18 protein-coding genes are annotated in these 20,084 nt (G+C 74.4%); 10 read left to right on the top strand and 8 right to left on the bottom strand.

Annotation, left to right across the window (positions count from 1 at the left end; translation table 11 throughout):
* The first annotated feature begins 125 nt into the window (after positions 1 to 125).
* The 6 genes from ACZ6RC_RS02650 to ACZ6RC_RS02625 all read left to right on the top strand — a co-directional run bounded on the left by ACZ6RC_RS02650 (position 126) and on the right by ACZ6RC_RS02625 (position 7,082).
* Positions 126 to 1,337 (top strand): alpha/beta hydrolase, encoded by a 1,212-nt coding sequence (locus ACZ6RC_RS02650; protein ID WP_469578834.1) that lies wholly within the window; start codon positions 126 to 128, stop codon positions 1,335 to 1,337.
* Between the two features lie 75 nt (positions 1,338 to 1,412).
* Positions 1,413 to 2,264, top strand: coding sequence for a DUF4429 domain-containing protein (locus tag ACZ6RC_RS02645; RefSeq protein ID WP_391141155.1), 852 nt, complete (start codon positions 1,413 to 1,415; stop codon positions 2,262 to 2,264).
* A gap of 124 nt (positions 2,265 to 2,388) precedes the next feature.
* Positions 2,389 to 3,744, top strand: a complete 1,356-nt coding sequence (locus ACZ6RC_RS02640) for a sensor histidine kinase (RefSeq protein WP_469578832.1) — start codon at positions 2,389 to 2,391, stop codon at positions 3,742 to 3,744.
* On the top strand, positions 3,741 to 4,430 hold the full coding sequence (locus ACZ6RC_RS02635) for a response regulator (protein WP_391141160.1): 690 nt from the start codon (positions 3,741 to 3,743) through the stop codon (positions 4,428 to 4,430). Before ACZ6RC_RS02640 ends, ACZ6RC_RS02635 begins: the two co-directional genes overlap by 4 nt.
* A gap of 478 nt (positions 4,431 to 4,908) precedes the next feature.
* Entirely contained in the window at positions 4,909 to 5,889 is a 981-nt protein-coding gene (locus tag ACZ6RC_RS02630) for an alpha/beta hydrolase (protein ID WP_469578831.1), read from the top strand.
* Entirely contained in the window at positions 5,886 to 7,082 is a 1,197-nt protein-coding gene (locus ACZ6RC_RS02625; protein ID WP_469578828.1) for an acyltransferase family protein, read from the top strand. Before ACZ6RC_RS02630 ends, ACZ6RC_RS02625 begins: the two co-directional genes overlap by 4 nt.
* A gap of 63 nt (positions 7,083 to 7,145) precedes the next feature.
* Here ACZ6RC_RS02625 and ACZ6RC_RS02620 read toward each other — a convergent pair whose 3' ends face one another.
* Both ACZ6RC_RS02620 and ACZ6RC_RS02615 read right to left on the bottom strand, forming a co-directional pair.
* Positions 7,146 to 8,156, bottom strand: a complete 1,011-nt coding sequence (locus ACZ6RC_RS02620) for an aldo/keto reductase (protein WP_469578826.1) — start codon at positions 8,154 to 8,156, stop codon at positions 7,146 to 7,148.
* A gap of 4 nt (positions 8,157 to 8,160) precedes the next feature.
* The gene (locus ACZ6RC_RS02615; protein ID WP_391141172.1) at positions 8,161 to 8,574 is read right to left on the bottom strand and encodes a MerR family transcriptional regulator; all 414 of its coding nucleotides are present in this window, start codon (positions 8,572 to 8,574) and stop codon (positions 8,161 to 8,163) included.
* Positions 8,575 to 8,626: 52 nt separating this feature from the next.
* Between ACZ6RC_RS02615 and ACZ6RC_RS02610 the strand changes: the two genes are divergently transcribed.
* A complete protein-coding gene (locus tag ACZ6RC_RS02610) occupies positions 8,627 to 9,442 on the top strand; it encodes a serine hydrolase domain-containing protein (protein ID WP_391141174.1) in 816 nt (271 codons plus the stop codon).
* 177 nt (positions 9,443 to 9,619) lie between these two features.
* Here the strand turns inward: ACZ6RC_RS02610 and ACZ6RC_RS02605 are convergent, their stop codons facing one another.
* The 5 genes from ACZ6RC_RS02605 to ACZ6RC_RS02585 form a co-directional block, all read right to left on the bottom strand.
* Positions 9,620 to 10,357, bottom strand: coding sequence for a hypothetical protein (locus ACZ6RC_RS02605; protein ID WP_469578824.1), 738 nt, complete (start codon positions 10,355 to 10,357; stop codon positions 9,620 to 9,622).
* A complete protein-coding gene (locus tag ACZ6RC_RS02600) occupies positions 10,354 to 11,796 on the bottom strand; it encodes a sensor histidine kinase (protein WP_453614794.1) in 1,443 nt (480 codons plus the stop codon). Before ACZ6RC_RS02600 ends, ACZ6RC_RS02605 begins: the two co-directional genes overlap by 4 nt.
* Positions 11,793 to 12,476, bottom strand: coding sequence for a response regulator (locus tag ACZ6RC_RS02595; protein ID WP_391142259.1), 684 nt, complete (start codon positions 12,474 to 12,476; stop codon positions 11,793 to 11,795). Before ACZ6RC_RS02595 ends, ACZ6RC_RS02600 begins: the two co-directional genes overlap by 4 nt.
* A gap of 152 nt (positions 12,477 to 12,628) precedes the next feature.
* A complete protein-coding gene (gene murJ, locus ACZ6RC_RS02590) occupies positions 12,629 to 14,443 on the bottom strand; it encodes a murein biosynthesis integral membrane protein MurJ (RefSeq protein ID WP_469578821.1) in 1,815 nt (604 codons plus the stop codon).
* Positions 14,440 to 15,612: a lipid II:glycine glycyltransferase FemX gene (locus tag ACZ6RC_RS02585; RefSeq protein ID WP_453614788.1), complete on the bottom strand. Its 1,173-nt coding sequence runs from the start codon at positions 15,610 to 15,612 to the stop codon at positions 14,440 to 14,442. The genes murJ and ACZ6RC_RS02585 overlap by 4 nt, the downstream gene beginning before the upstream one ends.
* 202 nt (positions 15,613 to 15,814) lie before the next feature.
* Between ACZ6RC_RS02585 and ACZ6RC_RS02580 the strand changes: the two genes are divergently transcribed.
* The gene (locus tag ACZ6RC_RS02580) at positions 15,815 to 16,999 is read left to right on the top strand and encodes a L,D-transpeptidase (protein WP_469578819.1); all 1,185 of its coding nucleotides are present in this window, start codon (positions 15,815 to 15,817) and stop codon (positions 16,997 to 16,999) included.
* A gap of 150 nt (positions 17,000 to 17,149) precedes the next feature.
* Here the strand turns inward: ACZ6RC_RS02580 and ACZ6RC_RS02575 are convergent, their stop codons facing one another.
* Positions 17,150 to 17,806: a pirin family protein gene (locus ACZ6RC_RS02575; RefSeq protein WP_469579411.1), complete on the bottom strand. Its 657-nt coding sequence runs from the start codon at positions 17,804 to 17,806 to the stop codon at positions 17,150 to 17,152.
* Between the two features lie 60 nt (positions 17,807 to 17,866).
* On the opposite strand from ACZ6RC_RS02575, the gene ACZ6RC_RS02570 reads away from it, so the two are divergent.
* Positions 17,867 to 19,048, top strand: a complete 1,182-nt coding sequence (locus ACZ6RC_RS02570; protein ID WP_391142267.1) for a PucR family transcriptional regulator — start codon at positions 17,867 to 17,869, stop codon at positions 19,046 to 19,048.
* 89 nt (positions 19,049 to 19,137) lie between these two features.
* Positions 19,138 to 20,073, top strand: a complete 936-nt coding sequence (locus ACZ6RC_RS02565) for an ACP S-malonyltransferase (protein WP_453614781.1) — start codon at positions 19,138 to 19,140, stop codon at positions 20,071 to 20,073.
* Positions 20,074 to 20,084: the final 11 nt, after the last annotated feature.

Below are 20,084 nucleotides of genomic sequence, written 5' to 3'. Positions count from 1 at the left end.
GTACTGCCGGCGGCTGCGCCACCCGTACCGCCCCGCTCACACCGCGTCACCTAAACTCGCTCGTCCGTGTGATCCCGGTCACCGGTGGCACGGCGCCGTCCGCGCGTCTCCTAGGGTGGGCGGCGGTGACTTCCTTCGACTCCTCCCCCACCCTCTCCGTCTGGCGCATGCTCCTCGCGCTGGCCGTCGTGTTCGTCCTCCTGGCGACCACCGGCTGGACGACCCTGCGTGATCAGCAAGGCCCACGGCTCCCGCGCGACAGCGCGCTCGCCTCCTGGGCCCGCGACAGGATCGGCCTGCGGACGCTCCCCGACCCGGCCGCCCCCGCCCGTACGATCGCCGCGTTCTTCACCTCGATCGGCCCCGCCCAGAGCGCCCGGCTCGCCGACGCCCACCCTTATGTCGTCGGCAACCTCGACGGCGCTCCCGTGACCCTCCGCTACCGCGCCAACCGGCTGGCCCTCTCCCGCGCGCACAGCGCCGAGCAGGGCAGGGTCCAGGACGTCCGGCTCACCCAGGCCGGCCGCCACGAAGCCCTGCGCCGGGTGCACCGGTTCGCCTCCCTGATGCGGCCGGGCCGGCAGATCCTCGCCTTCGACCCGGCAGGCTCCGGGCGCACGGCCGAGGTCCTCGGCGATCTGAACCGGGCGCAGCGGGTCTCGGTGATCGTCCCCGGCGTCGACACCAACCTCCTCACCTTCCAGAAGAGCCACGGCAAGTACTCGGCCCCCGCCGGCATGGCCGAATCGCTCTACGCCGCCGAGCGGCGCGCCGCGCCCGGCACCCGTACCGCCGTCATCGCCTGGGCCGACTACACCGCCCCCGTCGGCGTCGGCATCGACGCGGCCATCGGCCGGCTCGCCGAGACCGGGGCCGACCGCCTCCTGGACATGGCCACCGCCCTGCCCGGCAGCTCGCGCGTCAGCCTCTTCTGCCACAGCTACGGCTCCGTCCTGTGCGGGGTCGCCGCGCCCCGGCTGCCCGAACGGGTGACGGACGTGGCGGTGGCGGGCAGCCCCGGCATGCGGGTGCAGAGCGTGGCCGAGCTGTCCACCCGGGCCCGGGTCTGGGCGATGCGGGACACCGACGACTGGATCCAGGACGTGCCGCACCTGGAGTTCGGCGGGGTCGGGCACGGCGCGGACCCGGTGGAGCCGGAATTCGGGGCGCGGCTGCTCTCGGCGGCCGGAGCCGTCGGCCACGCGGGCTATTTCGAGCCGGGCACCGACAGCCTCGACAACTTCGCCGCCATAGGCGTCGGTTCGTACGACAGTCTGACCTGTGCGAGCGCCGACAGCGCTTGCCGCAGTGGAATCTCCGGTGCCGAAGGGGCCTGACGCGCGTAGAGCGCGCGCGGACCGGCCCCCGACCGAGGGGCGACGCGCGGGCGCCCGGCGCATACGATGAGGCACATGGGTGATGTGCTGGCCGGAATTCATGCCACCTGGGAGTTCGAGAGCGACGCCGTCGTCATCCGCTTCGAACGGGGGATCCGCACACCGAAGCTGTTCCAGACGCTGCGTGAACGACGTGTCCCGCACGAGGCTTTGGCGTCTGTGACGCTCGCCCCGGGCAAGCGGGGCACCGTCGTGCTGCACGCCGTGCCGCGGCCGGGCGCCGACCCCCTGATGGAGGCGGCCGCCGGGCAGCTGAAGGCGGGGCGCGACCCCTACCGGCTGGTGCTGCCGGCCGAGCGCGAGACCCTGGCCGAGTACTACGCGGACGAGCTGCGCCCGCTCCTGGCACGGGACACCGGCCCGACCGACGGGTTCCTGGTGACGGCGCCGGAAGGGCCCCAGTCCTTCAAGGCCTTCGACGGGAGGGCCGGGTTCGACGGTCGGTCGGAGGTCACCTTCCGCTGGTTCGGTACGGGCGCCTCCTCGGAGAAGTGGAAGGCCGGCGACCAGACATTCTCCGTCCAGGACCTCAGCGGGGTGGAGTGGCGCTCGCCCGACGTCTTCGACGGGTACCTGCGGCTGCTGCCCCGGGGCACCGAGCCGCTGCACGCGCAGGTCGACCAGGACCCGGCCGCCGTCGTCTTCGGCCTCGGCTACGGCCTGGTCCACGAGTCCCTGCCGTTCGCGGCGTCGGTCCTCGCGGCGATCCGGGGCGCGGGGCGGGCGGCGGCGCCGCTGGAGACGGACCGCTTCGATCCGGCGGGGGTGGCGGAGCGGATACGGCACCTCGGGGAGCTGCACCAGGCGGGTCTGGTCACCGACGAGGAGTTCACGGCGAAGAAGGCGGAGCTGCTGGCGCAGCTGTGAGGGGTGGGACGCGGGGGTTCGCCGGGAGCGGGCGGGCCACGCGGGTCATACCTCCGTAGGGGGTGCGGGACGGCTCTGCGGTATGACGCCCTCCCGCGCCGGTGCTGCCTAGTCTGGGCAGGCCATGAGTACCGACACCCCCTCCTCCCCCGAACCCGCCGAGCCCCCCGCGTCCCCTAGGGATCCCGAAACCGGGCGCGCCGGCCGGTTCTCGGCTCGCGCCGGGCGGCTCGCCGCCCCCGCGCGGAGCCTGATGCAGGCTTTCGGCACGGCCCTCGCGACGCCGACCGCGCCCGGCGAACCGCTCCTCGCCCATGCCAGGAAACGCTGGCTTCGGCAGCTCCCGTACGGCGTGGCCTTCGCCTTCGTCGCCTCCCTGCTCCCCGTCACCATCACGGTCCTCGTGCAGGACTACGAGGTCAACGGCGCCCTCGCCGGCGCCCTCGCCACCGCGCAGACCGCGCCGCTGCTGCTCGCCGTGACCCGCCCCCTCCAGGCGTGGTGGGTGATCGGCATCGCCGATGTCGCCGGAGCGCTGGTCCTGTTCGGGGCGGACGGGGTCGTCGGGCGCCCCTGGCCGTGGACGCCGATGGTCGTCATCGGCTACCTCGCCCTGATGGTGGCCCTCGGGCTGCGCGAGTCGCGCCGGGCACTGCTCGGGGTGTGGCTGGTGACCGGCGCCGTCGGCTTCGCGTTCGAGCTGGTCTCCCAGCGGCACAGCGACGGCACCCACGTCCTCCTCTTCGTGCTGAGCGGTGTCGTCCTGCTGGTCACCGCGACGCTCCGCGAACGCGGCGACGCCGAACGCCGTACCGCGGAGGAGCGGGCACGCACCACCCTCCTGGAGGAACGCGCCCGGATCGCGCGGGAGTTGCACGACGTCGTCGCCCACCACATGTCGGTGATCACGGTCCAGGCAGACTCGGCGCCGTACCGAATCCCCGACCTGCCCGACGCGGCCCGGGAGGAGTTCACCTCGATCGCCGCGAGCGCGCGGGAGTCGCTCGCCGAGATGCGGCGCCTCCTCGTGGTGCTCCGCAACGAGGGCACGGAGGGCGAACGGGCGCCGCAGCCGGGCCTCGACCGGGTGCAGCAGCTGATCGAGGCGACGGTACGGGCGGGGCTGCCGGCCGAGCTGTCGCTGGCGGCCGACCTCGGGGACGTACCGCAGGCGGTGGACCTGTCGGCGTACCGGATCGTGCAGGAGGCGCTCGCGAACGCCGTCCGGCACGCGCCGGGGGCCCGGACCCGGGTGTCGGTCCGCACCGAGGACGGCTGGCTGAGCGTGCTCGTCGTCAACGGCCCCGGCGCCCGGCGGACCTCGCCGCTGGAAGGCGGGCCGGGGACGGGGCACGGGCTGGTCGGGATGCGTGAACGCGTACGGTTGACCGGCGGCACGCTGGACACCGGGCCGCTGCCGGACGGCGGCTTCCGGGTCGCGGCCAGGCTTCCGCTGCGTACGAAGGACGGACTTCCGTGACGCCCATCCGCGTGATCATCGTCGACGACCAGGCCATGGTGCGGGCGGGGTTCGCCGCGCTGCTGGCGGCGCAGGCGGACATCGACGTGGTGGGCGAGGCGCCGGACGGGCGGGCGGGGGTCGAGGTGGCCCGGTCGACGCGTCCGGACGTGGTGCTGATGGACGTACGGATGCCGGAGATGGACGGGCTCGCGGCGGCGCGGGAGATCCTGTCGCCGCCGGTCGGGGTCGTGCACCGGCCGAAGGTCCTGATGCTGACCACGTTCGACGTGGACGACTACGTGTACGAGGCGCTGCGCGCGGGCGCGTCGGGCTTCCTGCTGAAGGACGCGCCGCCGGCGGACCTGATCGCGGCGGTGCGGGTGGTGGCCGGCGGCGAGGCGCTGCTGGCGCCGTCGGTGACGCGCCGCCTGATCGCCGACTTCGCCGCGTCGCGGCCGGCGCCGCGGGGGGACCGGGCGGCGCTGCGGCTCAACGGGCTGACGCCGCGCGAGACGGAGGTCCTGGAGCTGATCGCGCGGGGCCTGTCGAACCAGGAGATCGCGGACCGGCTGGTACTCGCGGAACAGACGGTGAAGACGCACATCGGCCGCGTCCTGTCGAAACTTGACCTGCGCGACCGGGCCCAGGCGGTGATCTTCGCGTACGAGTCGGGGGTGGTGGCGCCGGGGGACGGGGGGCGGTGACGGGGGTGGCGGTGTGAGCGTCGGGCGGGGCTTCGCCCCGTCGGCGGGCGGGCGCGCGGGGCCGGTGGTGCCGTCCGGCACGGGCGGTGCGTCTCCGGTACGCGGCACGCGGTGAACACCCCAGTCCGCCCCCTCCCGAAACCCTGACGGGACCAGGGCTCCGCCCCCGACCCCGTCACCCGGTCGCTCCGTGGGCCGACCCTCACCGGACCGGCCACCGCCGGGAGGCCTCCCCCCTTTCAAGACCGCGGCCACGCGCCAGGGTCGGCCCGTATACAGCCCCCCTGGGACCCGCCCCCCAGCCCTCCCCCTGGGGAAACCCCCACCCCCGCCCCCCAGTCGGCCCCTCGTCCACCCCCTACCCCGGTAGCAGCTCGGAGTTGGCGCTCCGGGGTGACGTGGTGGGGGGCGTTTCCTTCCTACCTTCCTCTCGCTACGGACCAGACGCACGAGAGACAGCGAGAAGGAGGGCAGCCACATGCGCCGCTTCAAGAGGACCTTGGGGGCCGTCGCGATCGTCGGCACGGTGGTCGGGGGAACGGCGGGGTGGGTGTCCGGGAATGGGCAACGGGCCGTGACCGGAGGGCCGGTCGGGGTGGCGGCGTGGCGGGACGCGGGGCTGCCCGATCCGGAGCGGATGACGGCCGCCCGGACCGCCGCGTTCTTCGCCTCCCTGAGCCCCGCCCGGCAGCGGCAGCTCGCCGCCGCGCACCCCGCCGTCGTCGGCAATCTCGACGGCGCCCCCCTCCCCCTGCGGTACGAGGCCAACGCCCGCACCGCCGGGCCCCGTTACGCCGGACAGCAGGTCCTCGCCTACGACCCCCGGGGCCGGGGCCAGGTCGCCGTCGTGCGCGGGGACCTGGCCACGGCCCGGCATGTCGCCGTCGTCGTGCCCGGCTCGGACATCGACGCCGGGAACGTCCGGCCGCTCACCGACATGGCCGACGCCCTGCACCGTGCCACCGGCGGCGGCACCGCCGTCATCGCCTGGGCCGGCTACACCACCCCCGTCGGCGTCGGCCTGGACGCCGCCTCCGGCGATCTCGCCGAGGCGGGAGCCGAGCGGCTCACCCGGCTCGTCGACGGGCTCGACGCCGTCGGCGCCGCCGACCCCGCCGTCTTCTGCCACAGCTACGGCTCCGTCGTCTGCGGCCTCGCCGCCCCCGAACTCAAGGCCAAGGACCTCGTCGTCCTCGGCTCCCCCGGCATGCGCGCCGACAACGTCGCCGCACTGCGCACCTCCGCCCGGGTCTGGGCCGCCAAGGACCCCTCCGACTGGATCGACAAGGTCCCGAACGTCCGCTTCGCCGGGCTCGGCCACGGCGAGGACCCCACCAGCCCCGCCTTCGGCGCCCGCCGCGTCCCCGCCGAGGACGCCCACGGCCACAACGGCTACTTCACCGCCGGCACCCGCTCCCTCCGTACCTTCGCCGCCATCGCCCAGGGGGACCTCCGATGACCAGCCTCGCCCAGCGCATCGAGCACCGGACCCCCGCCCACCGCGACCGGGCCGTCGACGGCCTGCGCGCCCTCGCGCTGCTCGCCGTACCGACCGGGCACTGGCTCCTCGGCGGCTTCACCCTCTCCTCCGACGGGGCCCTGCACAACGCCAGCCCGCTCTCCGCCTTCGGCGCGTTCGCACCCGTCAGCTGGATCCTCCAGATGCTGGGGATCTTCTTCCTCGTCGGCGGCTACGCCTCCGCCCTGTCATACCGGAAGCGGCAGGGCTCCACCCGTGACTGGCTCAAGGGCCGCCTCGCCCGGCTCGGCCGGCCCGTCCTCGGCGTCACCGCCGTGTGGGCGCTGCTGCTCCCGGCGCTCCACTACGGCTTCGGCGTGCCCGGCGACACCCTGCGGACGGCGTCGACGCTGGTCGTCCAGCCGCTCTGGTTCGTCGGGGTCTACACGGTCGTCACCGCCCTCACCCCGCTCTGCCTGCGCGCGGCCAGCCGCCTGGGCGTCTGGGCCGCCGCCCCGCTGCTCGGCTCCGTCGCCGTCGTCGACGTGCTGCGCTACGGGCCGTACGCCGAGGCCGTGCCTTCCTGGCTGGGCCTCCTCACCATCCTTCCCGGCTGGCTCTTCGCCTACCAGCTCGGTGTCTCCTGGGCGGAGGGCCGGCTCACCAGGCGGCACGCGTGGGGGCTGCTCGTCGGCGGCGCGGCGCTCTTCGCCGCCCTGCTGCTCTTCTTCGGCTACCCCGCCTCCATGGTCGGCGTCCCCGGCGAGGCCCGCACCAACTCCCACCCGCCGTCGCTGCTCGTCCTCGCCCTCGCCGCCGCCCAGAGCGGCGCCGCGATCCTGCTGCGCGACCGGCTCGGGAAGCTGCTGCGGCGACCCGCGCTGTGGGCGCCGGTCGTCGTCGTCAACCTGTCGGCGATGACCATCCTGTGCTGGCACCAGACGGCGATGCTCGCCGCCGCGATCCCGGCGTCGTACGCGGGTGAGGTCCCCGGGCTCGTCGGTGCGCCGGACACCGTCGGCTGGGTCCTCGCCCGACTCGCGTGGATGCCGCTGTTCGCCGGGCTGCTGGTGCTGATCGGGCGGTTCGCCCGGGGCTTCGAGTCCCCGTGGACGCGGACCGGCCCCGCCCGCCGCACGATGGCCGGCCTCCTGGCGGCGGGGTTCGCGGTCTTCGCGCTGGGGCTGGCGTGAGGTCGCCGGGCGGGAGGCGGGCCGTGTCGTGGCGTGGTCCCGGCGCCGCGACCGGCCCGGCTCCTACTCCCGCGCCGCCGACGTGGAGCTCATGTCCGGGTAGCGGTCCCCCGACACCCGCGCCGCGATCGGCTCCAGTTCCGCCAGTTCCGCGTCCGTCAGCGTGATCCGGGTCGCCGCCGCGTTCTCCTCCAGGCGGGCGCGCTTGCGGGTGCCCGGGATCGGCACGACCGTCAGGCCGTGCACCGTGGCCCGCTGCTGCACCCACGCCAGCGCGATCTGCGCCGCCGTCGCCCCGTGCGCCGCCGCGATCTTCAGGACCGGTTCGAGGAGCGCCGCGTTCCGCTCCGCGTTCTCGCCCGTGAAGCGCGGCTGGTGCTTGCGGAAGTCTCCGGGCGACAGGTCCTTGGACGCGTCCACGAAGGCACCGGTCAGGAAGCCCCGGCCCAGCGGGGAGTACGGGACGAACGCCACCCCGAGCTCCGCCGCCGCGCCGACCGCGCCGCGCTCCACGTCCCGGGAGAACAGGGACCACTCCGACTGGAGGGCCGCGATCGGGTGCACGGCGTGCGCCTCGCGCAGCTCCGCGCCGGTGACCTCGCTCAGACCGAGGTGCCGCACCTTGCCCTCGCGCACCAGCTCCGCCATCGCGCCGACCGACTCGGCGAGGGGGACGGCCGGGTCGCGCCGGTGCATGTAGTAGAGGTCGATGGTCTCGACTCCCAGCCGGCGCAGGCTGGCCTCGGCCGACTTCCGGATGTAGGCGGGGTCGTTGTTGATGCCCCGGTAGTGCGGGTCGTCGGCGCGGCGCTCTATGGCGAACTTGGTGGCGAGGACGATCTCGTCGCGGTGAGCGGCCACGAACGGGGCGAGGAACTCCTCGTTGGCGCCCTGCCCGTAGACGTCCGCCGTGTCGATCAGGGTGACACCGGCCTCCAGCGCCGCGTCGAGGGTGTCCCGCGCGGCGGCCTCGTCCGTGTCGCCGTAGAACTCGCTGATGCCCATGGCTCCAAAGCCCTGGACGCCGGTCTCGGGTCCGTCCGTGCCCAGTCGGACCGTGGAAATCCTGCTCATCGGTTCATCCCTCCGCGTAGTGGCCGATCTTGATGTCGAGGACGGCGAGGGTGTCCTGGAGTTCCGCGATCCGGGACAGCACGTCCCGGCGGGTGGTCTCCAGCAGCTCGCGCCGCTCGACGAAGGTGTGATCGCCCTCCCGGACCAGCTCCGCGTACCGCACCATCGCGGCGACCGGCATCCCGGTCAGCCGGAGCTTGCCGACGAAGGTCAGCCAGCCCAGGTCGCGGTTGGTGAAGCGCCGCTGGCCGGTGTGCGAGCGGTCGACGTGCGGCATCAGACCGATCCGCTCGTACCAGCGGAGGGTGTGGGCGGAGAGTCCGGTCCAGGCCGCCACCTCGCTGATGGTGTAGCGGTCCTGGCCGTCCGGCCGGGGGAAAGCGGGGTCCTGCGAGGTCGTGCGGGCGATCACGCTCATGGGCCCCACGCTAGAACCTTGGAGTGCACTCCAAGCAAGTAGGCTCGGCTCCATGCAGAGCCTGGCGTTGATCGAGAACTGGCCCGTCCCCACCGCTGCCGCCGCCGTCGTCCGCGCGGACGGCACCCTCGCCGGGGCGCACGGCCCCACCGGACAGCGGTTCCCGCTCGCCTCGGTGACCAAGCCGCTCGCGGCGTACGCCGTCCTCGTCGCGTACGAGGAGGGGGCGATCGACCTCGACGAGCCCGCCGGGCCCGAGGGCGCGACCGTGCGGCACCTGCTGGCCCACACCTCCGGCCTGGCCTTCGACGAGCCCCGTGTCATGGCGGAGCCCGGTGCGCGCCGGATCTACTCCAACACCGGCTTCGAGGCGCTCGGCGACCACGTCGCCAAGGCGACGGACATCCCCTTCGCCGACTACCTGCACCAGGCGGTCCTCGAGCCGCTCGGCATGACGTCGACGTCGCTGGACGGTTCGCCCGCCAAGGACGGGGTGTCGACGGTCGACGACCTGGTGCGGTTCGCGGCGGAGGTGCAGGCGCCGCGGCTGCTCGACCCGCGCACGGTGCTGGACGCGATGACGGTGACGCACCCCGGTCTGACCGGCATCCTCCCCGGGTACGGGCATCAGCGGCCCAACGACTGGGGCCTCGGCTTCGAGATCCGCGACTCCAAGTCCCCGCACTGGACCGGGGCCTCGTCCTCGCCGCGTACGTTCGGCCACTTCGGCCAGTCGGGCACGTTCCTGTGGATCGACCCGGACGCCCGGGCCGCGTGCGTGGCGCTGACGGACCGGGCCTTCGGCCCGTGGGCGGTGGAGGCATGGCCGCCGTTCACCGACGCGGTCCTCGCGGAGCTGCGCGGCTAGGTCCTGTCTGACAATTCGCGTCGTGCCCGAAGGGCGGCCGCGCGGCGTCAGGTGCGTGCTCTCGGCGTGCCGTCCCCTGACCCGCGTACTGGACGTACTCGGGTCAGGGGCCGGTGCGGCGAGAGTGCGTGCATGGCGTCGCGCGGCAGACGGGAATTGTCAGACAGGACCTAGGGGTCAGGACGGGGACGGCTCGGGGCCGGGGGTGCCGAAGCCCGGGGCGGTTTCGCTGCCCCGCCGGTCGGCCGGGGTGGTCCCGGTGGTCTCCCCCGGGGTGTCCGGTTCCGGCTGGGACGGGGTGCCGACCTCGAAGTCGTCGCAGCGTTCGGCGGGACGGGTGCTGCCCGGACCGGACAGGACGACGGGGATCCGGCCGTCGGTCTCCTCCGCGTAGGCGGCCGTGCACACGAGCTGGCGGGCGGCCGTGCCGTCCAGGTCGCCCAGCGGGAAGTCGACGCTGACCCGCAGCGTGGGCTCCCCGTCCTCGCCGGGTTCCACGTTCACCAGGGGGCCGCGCTTGTCGTCGGTCCACTTCCGTCCGGGCTGGGGCAGCCGGGTCGACAGGCCGGCGGCGCGCTCGGCGGCCGTCGGGCCGCGGAGCAGCGCGGAGAGTGCCGGGCGGGCGGCGACGCCCATGCCGCGCGGGTACGTGGGCGGGACCTGACCCTGCGCGAGCCGGTAGTCGTCTCCGAAGAGCGGGGGCAGCGAGCGGGCGGCCGGGGTCAGCCTGCCGTCGGCGTCGACGTAGAACAGCAGCATCCGGTTGCCCTCGCCGGGGGCGACGGCGATCGTCGCCGGCCCGCCGGCCTCCACCACGTCGCTCTGCTGGATGCCGCAGCCGGTCAGCGCGAGGGCGCCCGCGAGGAGGACGCCGAGGGCGTGCGGCAGGCGTCCGAGCCCGGTCCGGCGCCTCACCGCGGGATCCTCACCGTGAAGACGGCGCCGCCGTCGGGATGGTTGGCGGCCGTGACGGTGCCGCCGTGCAGCCGGACGTTCTCCAGGGTGATGGCGAGGCCGAGTCCGCTGCCGGCGGAGCGCGTACGGGCCTGGTCCGCCTTGAAGAAGCGGTCGAAGACGTGCGGCAGGACCTCGTCGGCGATGCCGGGGCCCCGGTCGGCGACCTCGATCACCAGCCAGTCGCCCTCGGCCCGCAGGCTCACCGTCACCGGCGCCTCGCCGTGCCGCAGCGCGTTGCCGACGAGGTTGGCGACGACGACGTCGAAACGGCGCGGGTCGAGCCGGGCCCGCACCCCGGCGGGCAGGTCGGCGCGGACGGCCTCCGGGTCGGTCCAGTGCCGGCGCTGCAGGGACTTGCGCACGCTGTCGGCCGCGTCCACCTCGTCCACGTGCAGCTCCGCGGCGCGGGCGTCGAACCGGGAGATCTCCATCAGGTCCTCCACGAGGACGGCCAGCTTGCCGGTCTCGGCGCTGATGAGCCGTACCGCCCGGGCGGTGTCGCTGTCGAGGGTGGCCGCGTCCTCGTCGAGGAGTTCGGTGACGGCGAGCATCCCGGCGAGCGGGGTGCGCAGCTCGTGGGAGACGTCGGAGGCGAAGCGCCGGGCGCGGGCCTCGGCTTCGCGGAGCTCGACGACGGAGCGTTCCAGGGCGGCGGCGGAGGTGTTGAAGGTCCGTGCGAGGTCGGCGAGTTCGTCGCTGCCCTTGGCGTGGATCCGGGTGTCGAGTTCGCCGCGGCCCATGGAGTCGGCCGCCCGCCGCAGCTCCCGTACCGGCCGGAGCACGCTGCGGGCGGCGAGCAGGGCGGGGATGAGCGCGACGGCGAGCGCGGGCAGGGCGCCGTCGCGGGCGGCGAGGACCATCGCCTCGACGTTGGCCTCCTCGACGTCGAGGTCCATGACGGCGTAGAGCACGAGGCCGGTGCGGTGGACGGCCTTGGCCGGGGTGTGCGCCCGGAAGACGGCGGGGACGGCGACGGTCAGATAGGGCCGGCCGTCCTTGACGACCCGCTGGAAGGAGCCGTGGGCCGAGGCCCGGGCACGGGAGCGCAGTTCGGGGGTGATGACGGTGGAGGCGGGGCGGTCGGCGGAGGAGACGCGGAGGGAGCCGTACTCGGCGTAGACCCGCCAGGGGCGCGGCTTGCCCTGGCGGGCGATCTGCTGGAGGTCGTAGCGGAGGGATTCCTTCTCGATCGGCAGCGAGACGTTGAGGACCTGGACGCGCTCGCGGAAGGCGGACACCGCGGTGTCCTGGGCCTGTTCGAGGACGGCGTTGCGGGCGGCGCGGTAGGTCAGCGCGGCGGTGGTGCCGCAGCCGACGGCGGCGACGAGGAGGAAGGCGAGGACGAGCCGGGTGCGCAGGCCGAAGGGGCGGCGGCGCTGGGCGCGGCGGGCGCTCACAGCGGGCCGAAGCGGTAGCCGAAGCCGCGCAGGGTCTGGATGTAGCGGGGGGCTCCGGCGGGGTCCTCGATCTTGGTGCGCAGCCGGCGGACGCAGGCGTCGACCAGGCGGGCGTCGCCGTGGTAGCTGTGCTCCCAGACGTGTTCGAGGAGCTGCTGGCGGCTGAAGACCTGCTCGGGGGCGGCGGTCAGATGGAGGAGGAGCTTCAGCTCGGAGGGGGCGAGGGCGAGGCGTTCGCCGTTCTTGGCGACGGTGAGTCCGGCGCGGTCGACGGCGAGTTCGCCGTGGAACTCGACGGCGGGCCGGCCCGCGCCGGGCTCCTCGATCCGCCGCAGGACGGCGCGTATGCGGGCTTCGATGACTTCGGTACGGGCGGGCTTGACGATGTAGTCGTCGGCGCCGGCCTCCAGCCCGATGACGACGTCGAAGTCGTCGCCGCGGGCGGTGAGCATGATGATCGGGAGCTGGCTGGTCTCCCGGACCCGGCGGCAGACCTGGACCCCGTTCATGCCGGGGAGCATCAGGTCGAGGAGGAGCAGATCCGGCCGGAACTCCCCGAGCGCGGCGAGCCCCGCCTCTCCGGTGGCGGCGGTCCGCACCTCGTGGCCCCGGCGGCGCAGGCCGAGCTCGACCCCTTCGCGGACGGAGGGGTCGTCTTCTATGAGGAGCACGCGGGGCATGAGGTCGAGTATCCCAAGGTGTCGGGCGGACGATCGGGGCCGGGTGCCGGGGCCGCGGTGCCCCGGCCGGTCCTCGCGGGGCCGGGGGCGGCGCCCGGCCGGGTCCGGTGCGGCGGGGCAGGGGCGGCGGGGCGGGCGGGGCCCCCACCGGGTCAGGTGCGGCGGGTGAGGGTGCGAAGGCGGGCGGTGGCGCCGGTCAGCAGGGCCCGCACCTCCGTGAGCCGGAGCGGGCGGGCCAGCAGCGCGAAGACGCCGAGGATGCCCGCCGCACCGGCGGCCGCGGCCGCCGGCGGACCGGCGGGGGCGGTCGCGTCGGCGAGGAACAGCCCGAGGCCGGTCGCGGGGACGGCGGCGAGCAGGAGCCGTCCGAGCGCGCCCGCCGCCCCGGCGCGACCGGCGCCGTCCGTGCCTTCGGGGGCGGGCGTCGCGGGAGCCCCCGCCGACGCCCGGTCCGCGCCGCGCGTCAGGCGCCGGTGCAGGACGTACGCGGTGAGCGCCCAGCCCGCCCAGAGCGCCAGCGAGTACGCCGCCGCCATGCCCGCCACCGCCCAGGAGGCGGGGAGGACGGCGTAGGCGGTCCAGGACAGGCCCGCGTTGAGGCCGGCGATCGCCAGGTTCAGCAGGAACGGGGTGCGGGTGTCGCGCAGCGCGTAGAAGGCGCGGGTGCAGACGTACTGGCCGGACAGGGCGATCAGACCCGGCGCGAAGGCCGTCAGGATCCAGGACATCCGCCGGATGTCCTCGGCGTCGGTCCTGCCGTACTCGAAGACGAGGCCCATCACCGGCACCGCCAGCGCGAACAGCGCGCACGCCGCCGGGACGACCGCCGCCGTGCTCGTCCGCAGCGCGTACGAGACGTCCCGCCGCACCCCCGCCAGGTCGCCGTCGGCCGCCGCGCCGCTCATCCGGGGCAGCAGGGCGGTCATCAGGGAGACGGTCACGATGCCGTGCGGCACGGCCCACAGCAGATAGGCGTTGTTGTACGCGGCGAAGCCGACGCCCCCGTCGATGCCGAGGTCGGCCGCCCGCAGGCCGGCCGCGGTGGCGAGCCGGGTGGTCACCCAGTAGGCCGCCTGGTTGGTGAGGACGAGGAGCACCAGCCAGCCGGCCGACCGCAGCGGCGCGGTGAGTCCGCTGCCCCGCCAGTCGAAGCGGGGACGCCAGCGGAAGCCGGCCGCGCGCAGGGAGGGCACCAGCGCGAGGGCCTGGAGCGCGATCCCCGCCGTCGTGCCCCAGCCGAGCAGGGCCGTCTCGCCGGCGGTGAGGGACCCGCCGCCGGTCGCCACCGTGGCCAGGTAGAGGCCGAACACGGCGATGACGACGACGTTGTTGAGGACCGGGGTCCACATCATCGCGCCGAACCGGCCGCGCGCGTTCAGGACCTGCCCGAGGAGGGTGAAGAGTCCCAGGAAGAAGATCTGCGGCAGGCAGTACCGCGCGAAGGCGACCGTCGTCGACAGCCGCTCGCCGGTGTAGTCGGTGTAGAGGTCGACGATCGCCGGCGCGGCGAGCACGGCGCCCGCCGTGAGGAGCAGCAGGCCCAGGACGCAGAGGGTGAGCAGCCGGTCGGTGTAGGCGACCCCGCCGTCCTCGTGCTCCTTGGCCGCCTTGACCAGCTCGGGGACGAAGACGGCGTTGAGGGCCCCGCCGAGGAGCAGCATGTAGACAATGGTGGGGACGGAGTTGCCGACCGCGTACCCGTCGGCGATCGGGCCGATGCCGAGCGCCGCCGCGACGACGGCGGAGCGGACGAATCCGGTGGCGCGGGAGACCAGCGACCCGCCGGCCATCAGCGCCCCGCTGCGCAGCACGGACGTCCGTCGCGCGGCGGGGCCGGGGACGGCCTCGGTGGCGGGCGCGGACGCCGGGCCGGGCACGGAGACGCGCACGGCCCCGCCGGGCCCGGCCCCGGGCACCGGGCCGGGGCCCGGCGCGGGTTCGGGAGCGAGGGAGGCCGAAGGCGTCATCGGCGGGCCAGATAGGCCTGGAAGGCCCGGTACAGCGTGTGATTGGTCGTGCCGGCCAACGGTGTCTCCCACTCCCCCAGCGTCTCGACGGCCTGTCCGCCCGTGCCGAGCTTCCAGCGCAGCAGACCGTGGGCGCGGACGTCCGGATCAAGGGTGGAGGGTACCCCGCGCATGTCGTAGACGTCGGCGCCGAGCGCGTGGGCGTCGAGCAGCATCCGCCACTGCAGGGCGTTGGAGGGGCGGACCTCGCGCCGGTGGTCGGCGGAGGCGCCCGTCTGGTACCAGACCCGCTTCCCGACGGTGATCATGGTGTGGGCGGCGAGGGTCTCTCCCTCGTGGCGGGCGAGGTACAGCTTCATCCGGCCCGGTTCCTCGGCGTTGAGGACCGCGTACTGACGCTCGTAGTACGCGAGCGAGCGGCCGAGCCGGAAGCCGTCGCGCTCCTCGGTGATCCGCAGCAGCCGGTAGAAGTCGGGCAGGTCGGCGGCGGAGCCGACGACGACCTCCACGCCGCGGGCGCGGGCCTTGCGGATGTTGCGCCGCCACTCCTGGTTGAGGCCGTTCCACAGGTCGTCGGAGGTGCGGCCGGCGAGCGGCACGCGGTAGACGAGCCGGGGCTGGGCGTCGGCGCCGTCGGAGTCCTGGGTGGAGTCCCCGCCGCAGCGGCGCCAGCCGCGGGAACGGAGCCGTTCGGCGACGGCGGTGCCGAGCGGGTCGACCTCGTCGGCGAGGACGTCGGCCAGGCGGCGGCCCGGCCCGGTGTGGGCCTTCAGGGTGGCGGCGTTCCAGCGGCGGAAGTCGGGCGAGGGCCCGATGCGTACGGCGAAGGCGCCGGCGGCCTTCAGGTGCCCGAGCAGCGGGGTGAGCCAGCCGTCGATGTCGGGGTCGGACCAGTCGGCGACGGGCCCTTCGGGGAGGTAGGCGAAGGACTTGCGGGTGCCGGGGAAGGTGCGCAGCAGGACGAGGGCGACTCCGGTGAGGTGTCCGTTCTCGGGACCCCAGCCGAGGAGCCGGTGGCTCCAGCCGTCCTTCACCCCGGCCCAGGAGGGAAGCTGGAGGAAACCGGCGCCGGCGCCGCTCCTGGTGAGGAAGGCGCGGTACTCCTCGGCGGTGAGGGGCTGTACGCGCGTGGTCGGGTGGGGCGCGGCCGTCACGAGCAGAGCTGACACAACGGAAGCCTCCTTGTTCCGCCCCCTCGGTCGGGGGGCGCACAGGATGCTCACAGCCGTCCTTGACCGTGCCGCGCGTCGTGTGTGACGGGACGATGACCGTTCCGCCCCAGCCCTTGTCACACGGGGTGCGGGCCGTTCTCCGCGGCCTCTCGGCGGCCTACAGTCCGGGCATCCCACACGTTTCCCGGAGGCCTCCGTGATGCCCGCACGTACCCGTTCCCGCGCTCGCATACGTCCGCTGCTCGCGGCCGTGGCCCTCTGCGGCTCGCTGGCCGCCTGTTCGGCGGGTGCGGCGAGCGCGCCCCGGGCGGCGGAGGACGCGAAGCCGGCCGAGAGCCCGGCGAAGGTGACCGTCGTGAGCCCGGCGGCCGGGCGGACCGTGACCGTCACCGCGACGGGCGGGGCGCTGACGGTGGTGAAGGTCGTCGACGCGGACGGCGGCGTGCTGGCGGGCCGTACCGGCGCCGGCGGGGCGTCCTGGGTCTCGGACCGGAAGGCGGCGCCGGGCACCTCGTACCACGTGGAGGCGACGGCCCGCACGGCGGGCGGGAAGGAGACGACGACCCGGTCGACGTTCACCACGCCCGAGGCGACGCGGGTGAACAAGGTGACGCTGGCGCCCGGGAAGGACACGACGGTCGGGGTCGGACAGCCGCTGTCGATCGTCTTCGACCGGCCGGTGACGCACAAGGCCGAGGTGGAACGGCAGCTCAAGGTCACGACGTCGAACGGCACCGTCGGGTCGTGGGGCTGGCTGAAGGACTGGTCGGGCAACGACCGGGTGGACTGGCGGCCGAAGGAGTACTGGAAGCCGGGCACCAAGATCACCCTCGACGCGACGCTGAACGGCACGGACTCGGGCGGGGGCTGGTTCGTGCGCGACTACCGCACCGGGTTCACGGTCGCGGGCGCGGCGCAGGTGGTGAAAGTCGACCTGGACCGCAAGAAGCTGGTGCTGGAGAGGGACGGGCGTCCGCTGCGCACGATTCCCGTGTCGGGCGGGACGCCCGGTGGCGACAAGCGGTCCTGGCGCGGGACGGCGGTGCTGATGGCGAAGGAGGGCACGATCAACATGAACTCCGAGACGGTCGGCCTCGGCGACGCCTACGACAAGATGGTCGACTTCTCGATGCGGCTGACCTGGTCGGGGATGTACGCGCACGCCGCCCCGTGGAACGCGGCGCACTTCGGCCGCGCCAACAGGAGTTCCGGCTGCATCGGCATGAGCGACGGCGACGCGGCGTGGTTCTACGGCCAGGTCCGGGCGGGGGATCCCTTCGAGATCCGGGGCGCGGACACGAAGGGGACGGTCGCGGAGGGGAACGGCTACGGCGCGTGGAACACGAGCTGGGAGCAGTGGAAGGCGAAGAGCGCACTCGCGTGAGGCGCGCGCCGCGCGACGGCGGGGCTGTGCGACGAGCCGGGCCGTGCGACGAGCGGGGCCGCGCGCCGCGTGACGGCGGGGGCTCGGCGGGGTCACGCTCCGGCGCGCCGCCAGGCGGAGGCGGGCCCCCGGAGCGCCCCCGGCCGGTGGTCAGTCGGCGCGCATCTCCCAGAGCAGGACCTCCGCGTCGGCCGTCGCGAGGAGCGCGAGGTCCCGGGTGCCGGTGAGGCGGGCCGCGTCCCCGGCGGCCAGCTCCTCCCCGTCGAGGCGCACCGCGCCCCGGACCACGTGCGCGTACACGAGGCCGGCGTCGGGCACGGCGGTCCGTGCCCCCGCCTCCAGGCGCCGGACGTGCAGCATGGCGGCGGCCCGCGGGAGGGCGTACGGCGTCGAGTCGGCGATGCCCCGGACGATCTCGTACGACGGGTCGCCGCCCGGCTCCAGAGGGGCGAGCCACATCTGGACGAAGACCAGCGGCACGTCGGCGTCGTTGCGTTCCTCGTGCCGTACGCCCCCGGCGGAGCTGAGCCGCTGGACGTCGCCGGCGCGGACGACGGTGGTGTGCCCGGCCGAGTCGTGGTGGGTCAGCTCGCCCTCCACGACCCAGGTGACGATCTCGGTGTGGCTGTGCGGATGCTCCGCGAACCCGGCGCCGGGCGCGAGACGCTCCTCGTTGCAGGCGAGGAGCGCGCCGAAGCGGATGTTGTCCGGGTCGTAGTGCGCCCCGAAGGAGAAGGCGTGACGGGTGTCGATCCCGGCGTCCGGATCGCCCCCGTGGTAACGCGCCCCGGCGCGCTGAATCGTCATCACGCCCCAGACGGTAGCCCGACCCCGCACGCGGTCGGCCCGATAAGGCACCCTTGGTCCGTGCCTGAACCCACGAACGCCGCTCATCCGCATCCCGCGACCCTCAAGCGCCTCGAACAGTCCTCCGGGCGGCTCGCCGCCAACGCCATCGCGCGCATGGACGAGACGCTGCCGTGGTACCGGGCGATGCCGCCCGAGAACCGGTCGTGGATCGGTCTGGTCGCCCAGGCCGGCATCGCCGCGTTCACCGAGTGGTTCCGGCACCCCGAGACCCCGCAGGCGATCTCCACCGACGTCTTCGGCACCGCGCCCCGCGAGCTGACCCGTGCCATCACGCTGCGGCAGACCGTCGAGATGGTGCGCACCACGATCGAGGTGATGGAGACCGCGATCGAGGAGGTCGCCGCCCCCGGCGACGAGTCCGTCCTCCGTGAGGCGCTGCTCGTCTACGCCCGTGAGATCGCCTTCGCGACCGCCCAGGTCTACGCCCAGGCCGCCGAGGCACGCGGCGCGTGGGACGCCCGGCTGGAATCCCTGGTCGTCAACGCGGTGCTCTCCGGCGAGGCCGACGAGGGCGCCGTCTCCCGCGCCGCCGCCCTCGGCTGGAACTCCCCCGACCACGTCTGCGTCGTCCTCGGCACCGCCCCCGACGGCGACAGCGAGCTGACCGTCGAGGCGATCCGCCGCGCCGCCCGGCACGCCAAGCTCCAGGTCCTCACCGGTGTCCTCGGCGACCGCCTCGTGGTCATCGCCGGCGGCAACGACAACCCCCTCCACGTCGCCAAGGCCCTGATCGGCCCGTACGCCGCCGGGCCGGTCGTCGCGGGCCCGGTCGTCCCCGACCTGCTCGCCGCGACCCGGTCCGCGCAGGCCGCCGCCGCCGGGCTCAAGGCCTGTTCGGCGTGGCAGGACGCCCCGCGGCCGGTCCTGGCGGACGATCTCCTTCCGGAGCGCGCGATCGCCTCGGACCCCTCGGCCCGCGACCAGTTGGTGGAGGAGATCTACAGACCGCTGGAGGAAGCCGGGTCGGCGCTGCTGGAAACACTGAGCGTCTATCTGGAGCAGGCGAGCAGTCTGGAAGGCGCCGCCAGGATGCTCTTCGTCCACCCCAACACCGTGCGCTACCGGCTTCGACGTGTGACCGACGTCACCGGTTGGTCACCCTCCGATGTCCGTTCCGCCTTCACCCTGCGGATCGCGCTCATCCTGGGACGCTTGGCCGACGCCGATACGCAGTCCTAGACTTTTGTCGAACACCAACAATTCCCCCGACGGTTCTTCGTCCCTGTCCCCACGGGCGCCCGAGACCGTCCACAAGAGAGAGTGTGAGGGTGCTCGTACTCGTCGCTCCCGGCCAAGGCGCTCAGACGCCCGGCTTCCTGACCCCCTGGCTCGAACTGCCCGGCGCCGCCGACCGCGTCGACGCCTGGTCCGAGGCCATCGGACTCGACCTCGCCCACTACGGCACGAAGGCCGACGCGGACGAGATCCGCGACACCGCCGTGGCCCAGCCGCTGCTCGTCGCGGCCGGCCTGCTCTCCGCCGCCGCGCTCGGCGCGGGGACGTCCGCCGCTGACGCGGCCGGCGCCGTCGCCGGCCACAGCGTCGGCGAGTTCACCGCCGCCGCGTTCGCCGGCGTCCTCGACGACACCGCCGCCCTGCGTCTCGTACGGACGCGCGGGCTGGCGATGGCCGAGGCCGCCGCGATCACCCGGACCGGTATGTCCGCGCTGCTCGGCGGCGACCCCGAGGTGACCGTTCCCCACCTCGAGAAGCTCGGCCTGACCCCGGCCAACGTCAACGGCGCCGGCCAGATCGTGGCCGCCGGCACCCTGGAGCAGCTGGCCGCGCTCGCCGAGGACAAGCCCGAGGGCGTCCGCCGGGTCGTCCCGCTCCAGGTCGCCGGCGCGTTCCACACGCACCACATGGCTCCCGCGGTCGAGAAGCTGGAGGCCGCGGCACGGGAACTGACCGTCTCCGCTCCCTCCGTGCGGTACGTCTCGAACAAGGACGGCCGGGTGGTCACCGAGGGTGCCGAGATCATCGCGCGTCTCGTCGGCCAGGTCGCCAACCCGGTCCGCTGGGACCTGTGCATGGAGACCTTCCAGGCCCTGGGCGCCACGGCGCTGATCGAGGTGTGCCCCGGCGGCACGCTGACCGGTCTCGCCAAGCGCGCGCTGCCGGGTGTCCGCACGGTCGCTCTGAAGACGCCCGACGACCTCGACGCGGCCCGCACGCTGATCGCCGAGACTGCAAGCGCAGCCTGAGAAGGAGCCGA

The sequence above is a fragment of the Streptomyces sp. NPDC048353 genome (assembly GCF_055587165.1).
The sequence above is the reverse complement of the archived record's forward strand: the minus strand, read 5'-3'. Positions and strand labels throughout refer to the sequence as shown.